This is a genomic window from Candidatus Benthicola sp. (assembly GCF_058719085.1).
On sequence record NZ_JBZQEK010000172.1, the window covers coordinates 1 to 5,120 of the forward strand.

Here is a 5,120-nt window from a genome sequence, read left to right on the forward strand (position 1 = left end):
GCTCGAACACGCGATCCAGATCCGCCTCGTCGATCCCCGGCCCCGTGTCGGATACCAGGATGCTGGCGGTTTCCGCATCCCCCCGGGTACTGACCTTCAGGCCGCGCTCCTCCGGCGGCTGCTTCGACAGGGCGTCGATGCCGTTCAGGACGAGATTGACCAGAACCTGCTGGAGCTGTACTCGGTCCGCTTCGACTCGCGGCAGGCGGGGCGACAGGTCGAGCTCGAGGGCCACTTCGTGACCGTCGAGCTCCCTGCGGAACATCGGCACCGTCTCCTCGACTACCCGGTTCAGGTCGAGCTCCTCTCTGTCGAGCTGTCGCCTGCCGATGAACGTGCGGAGCTTGCGGATGATCTCGGCGGCCCGGCGGCTGTCGCCGGCAATGTCATCGAGCGCTTCGCGGATCGCCGCCTTGCCGGTCCCTGGATCGGACAACATCTGGCTGCTGACGACGGCGTTTCCGACGATCGCCGTGAGCGGTTGATTGAGCTCGTGGGCGAGCGAGCTGGCCAGCTCGCCCGCGGTGGCGATGCGGGACATGTGCTCGAGTTCTCGCTGCTTGAGCTGGACCCGCTTCTCGGCTTCCTCACGCTCATGTATCTCGCGCTGCAGGCGACGGGTTCGCTCCTCCGCCTGGTGGATTCGGTGGCGCGCGTAGGCGATGATCAGGACCACGGCGATCAGCGCGGCCATTCCGCGGAGAACCGGGAGCTGCCACCAGGCGTGCAGGACTTGGAGTCGTACGCGGGCCGGAGCCACGTCCCACACCCCGTCTCCGCTGCGCGCGATCACCTGAAACTCGTATCGACCCGGCGGAAGGCCTGCGAACCGGGCAACACGCGCCGAACCTGCGTCCAGCCACTGATCGTCCAGGCCCAGCATCCGGTACCTGTACCGGAACCCGCGCCCCACCGGCAGGCCGGGAGCCCCGTACTCTACCGTCACGGCTCCGGCCCCCGCCGGAACGACGAGAGGGTCCCCTGTCTCGATCTCTCCGCGTGCCGCGGTCACGCTGGTGATACGTGCGCCCGGTGCGGTCGGGTCGTACGGAAAGGCCTTCGTGTCGAGCGAGATCAGGCCTTCGACGGTGGCGAACCAGGCCGTTCCGTCGGCGTCCATCCACGCGGCGGGTGACCCCCCGTTTCCCTCGGGCACCGCGTCGCGCGAACCGAACAGAACTCCGTCGAGCCGCGGTGACCATCCCAGAGCCACGGAATCGAACGCAGCCCGTTGGGCCACGAAGACTCCGCGGTTCCCCAGAATCCACAGCCGCTGACGATCGTCCTCCAGGATGGCCGAGACGTAGTTGTCGAACAGCCCTTTCGCACGGGTGATGCGGCTGAACCCGCCATCCACGAACCGGGCGATTCCGCCCCCGTAGCTGCCCGCCCAGAGGGATCCGTCGTCCGTCACACGGAGCACGCGGATGTCACCGAGCGGCACGCCTTCGCTTTCGTCGAACACCTCGAAGGCCTCTCCGCTCCACCGACTGATCGTTCCCACCTGCCCGACCCAGAGATTGCCGTCCGGCGTCTGCACAAGGGACCACACTTCGGCTTCCGGCAAGCCCAGCTCCGCTCCGAATTCACGGAGCGCCCCGTCTGGCTCGATACGCAGCACCCTGCCTTCCGCCCCGATCCAGATGCGCCCGCTGGAGTCCTCCAGGAAGGGAGTGATGGCCCCCGGGCGCGTCTTCTCGCTCCACGACCACAACTCCACGGTCTCGCCAGAGTAACGCGTGGCGCGCTCTCCCTCCCCGATCCACAGGGCGCCCCCGGAATCGCGCATGAGTCCGTGCACGCAGCCCGACCGGCCCACCGAGAGCCCCTCTTGCTGACGAAGCACGGACCCATCCCAATGCAGCAGACCGGAGCAGTTGGGGCCGATCCACAGGCCGCCGCTCCCGTCACCTACGACGTGGTGGACGCCTCGCTGTGGACTTGGCACTACTGTTTCGATTCCGAGGTGACTCGCCGCCGCGATAGATATCCTCGACAGTCTCCCGTCGGGCCCGCCGATCCACAGGCTGCCGAAGTGATCGACATGCATCGCCGCGTCTGTCCTCGCGTTCCAGTCGCGCTGCCAGAGCGGGATGAGGCTCGTCGATCCCTCCGATTCGACGACTTGCAGCTGTCGCAGGCGGTTCGTATGGAGCACCCATAGGGTTCCGTCGAGCCCCTCGGTCATTTCCGCAAACTGGCCGAGGGAATCGGCCGTGTGCTCGACTGCCTCGAACACGTCGTCGCCGACGCGCAAGCCGATACCCCCGCGGGTCGCGACCCAGAGCCGACCCACGCCGTCTTCGAACAGGGCCTCGGGCGGTCCCTCTGGAAGGCCCGATCCACGAGGGATGACCTGCCAGGACTCATCCACAAGGCGGGCGAGACCCACGTCCGACGCCACCCAGACCTCGCCCGTGCGTAACACCGCGACGTCGGCGATCTCTACGCGCGTCCCGTATTCCACTCCGAAGATCTCGCCGGGCGTGGTGGTCTTTGCCTCCCCATCCCGGACGTGGTATACGAGATCGATTCGCCACGCCCAGAAGTCGTCCGCGTCCAGCAAGTCGCTGCCCGTCTCCGGCCTGAGGGCGTCGCTTCCGAAATCGATCCGCCGTGTGATCGCTCCCGCCGACCACCGGGCGGCATGGCCCCCGTCGGTGAAGATCCACAGGGACGAATCGGGTGCGGGCGCCAAGGCCTCGATACGCTGGTCGGGCAGATTCGCGACGTCGTTACTGTCGTAGATGTCGAACGCATCACCATCGAAACGCGCGAAGCCGGCTACCGTGCCCAACCACAGGCTTCCGTCCGCGGACTCCGTCACGTCCGTGACCGCTCCTGGGAGTCCATCGGCGATCGACCAGGTGTCGATGATGCGGGGTTGCACGGGACGCGCCGTCACCGACGTAGCCGGTTGTGCGGACAGGTACACCGGTGTGAGCAGCAGCATCCCCATCGCGGCTCGCACGGAGAAGGCGAAGCGAAACTGCGCCGTATTCGGTTCAGACTCTTTGATCACACCACCGTCTGCGTCGTGTCAGGAAGTCCATAGAACCGCCAGAGAACAGACCTGTATCGGAAAACGCGCAGCGAGTTCGCTGTTGATGGGGCCGCCTTTGGCCCGGCGGCCCGACAGCCTCACTCCTCCACGGGCGGGTAGATCGCGTTCCAGTCAGTCTTCATGTCCACGACGGTCCAGCCGTTCTGCTGCGCCGTGGTCAGGGCGGTCTCGGCGCCGGCGTCGTAGGCGTACTCCCGCTCGCCGTCCGTGTGGTGAACGAGGAGCGCGAAGCGCGCACCGTCGCCCGCGGTCGCCCACTGCAGCATCTGGAGATCCCCATCGGAATTGCCGAACGCGGCAATCGGACGCCGGCCGATGTGCGAGTGAATGCCGACCGGCTTCCCGGCCTTGTCATCGATGAAGTCGATCTCGGGTAGCCGGACGAGCACCGGACCGCCATCCCGCATCTCGAACTGCGTCTTGATGCTGCTCCCCACTACCTGTTCGGGGGGAATGCCGTATACCTGCTCGGTCCACGGCCTCATGAACTCGATCCCGCCCCCCGACACGATGAACGTCTTGAACTCGTTCGCGCGCAGGTACTCGAGCAGTTCGAGCATCGGCTGATAGACCATCTCGGTGTAGAGCCGGTTCGTTCCGGGATGTTTCGTCGTGGCGACCCAGTCCGCGACGATCGATTCGAACTCCGCCGTAGTCATCCCCGCGTGAGTAGCCATGACGAGCTCGAGCATCGCGTGCTCTCCTCCGGCCAGGGCGGTCTGAAGGTCACCGGCCAGGACCGAGGAAAAGGGCTCGGTGCTCGCCCACTCGGGATGCTGAGGCGCGAGCTCTTTCACCCGGTCGATCGCGAAGGCGAGCTGGACGTACAGCGGCTTCTCGGCCCACAGCGTGCCGTCGTTGTCGAAGGTGGCGATGCGCTCGGCTGCCGGCACGAACTCGGGCGAGCCCTCGCTCGTCACCTTCTCTACGAACGAAAGGATCGACTCTTTCGTCGGGCCGTCGTTCCAGGAGGGAAGCGGATCCGTCGGCCGGGTTGCTGCCGCTTCATCGGTTTCGGACTGGGGAACTACCTGATCGCACGCCGTCGACAGGAAGGCGGCGAACACCAGGAGCAGGGCGAACTTGGTCTTCAATGTAGTGGTCCTGAAGGAGGGTCATCCAAGGCGCGCATCTTCCCATCGCCCGGCGCAGAACGAGGCGGAGCCGCCAGAACGGTCCCGCCTGACGGGATGGAAAGCCTGGCTCTCTACGGGGCCGGCTGCGAGGACACCTGGTCCATCACCACCAGGAGCTTCGCCGGCTTCTCGTTCCCGTTGCCCGAGAAGTCGTAGGTGAGGCCGCCCGTGATGCTGAGGGCCAGCTGGTGGTCGTCGGTATCGAAGAAGATGTCCCCGTTCGTGACGTTCGTGTCCGTCGTGAAGGTCGCGCGGGTCCCGTTGATCTCCATCACACCCGTGATTCCCTGCACGCCGGGGTCGTCGGGTGAATCCAGCACCAGCGTGAACTCGCCATTGCCCGGCGAGCTGAACGCGACGTTCCATCCCTCCGCGATGAGATCGACGTTGCCCAGCTTGTATCCCTCGAGGTCCTCGAGGCGCGCCTCCGTGGCCAGCCAGGTCCCCTGGATCTGGTCCACCTCCACATCCGTGGCGGGCTGGCAGCCCAGCGCGGTGAGCAGGACGGCTCCGAAAGCACAAGACTTCCACGCGCTCCCAGATCGGATGTTCATGACCCCCTCCGCGAACAGGATCTCGCATCTGCCGATCGCCGACACCGGTAGAATAGTGGCAGGCCGGGGGCGGCGCGAGAGCATCGAACCGTCATTCCGGAGCCCGTTCCGGGAACCGAAGTGTCACGCGTATCGGGTGATGATCCGAGTGATAGCGCCCGGCCAGCCGTGTGTAGGAGGAATCGACGAGCCGGGGAGCTGCGCCCTGCCCCTTCCGGAACAGGATGTGGTCGGTCGGAAAGGCTCCCCGCGTCGGCTCCTCGAGAGAGGGCGGAGAATCCACGAACCACTCCCGGAGGTGGAGGACCGAGGTCTCGTGGTCCGACCAGGTGTTCAGGTCGCCGGCCAGCAGCACGGACTCGTCAC

3 protein-coding genes and 1 pseudogene are annotated in these 5,120 nt (G+C 66.2%); all 4 read right to left on the minus strand.

What is annotated here, in order from left to right; all coding sequences use genetic code 11:
- The coding region (locus AC36XV_RS12490; protein ID WP_492204015.1) for a sensor histidine kinase at positions 1-3,022 on the minus strand (3,022 nt) is incomplete at its 3' end.
- A gap of 119 nt (positions 3,023-3,141) precedes the next feature.
- The gene (locus tag AC36XV_RS12495) at positions 3,142-4,158 is read right to left on the minus strand and encodes an HAD family hydrolase (protein ID WP_492204016.1); all 1,017 of its coding nucleotides are present in this window, start codon (positions 4,156-4,158) and stop codon (positions 3,142-3,144) included.
- A gap of 113 nt (positions 4,159-4,271) precedes the next feature.
- A complete protein-coding gene (locus AC36XV_RS12500; protein ID WP_492204017.1) occupies positions 4,272-4,754 on the minus strand; it encodes a hypothetical protein in 483 nt (160 codons plus the stop codon).
- Positions 4,755-4,845: 91 nt separating this feature from the next.
- A pseudogene (locus AC36XV_RS12505) lies at positions 4,846-5,120 on the minus strand (hypothetical protein); the annotation flags it as partial.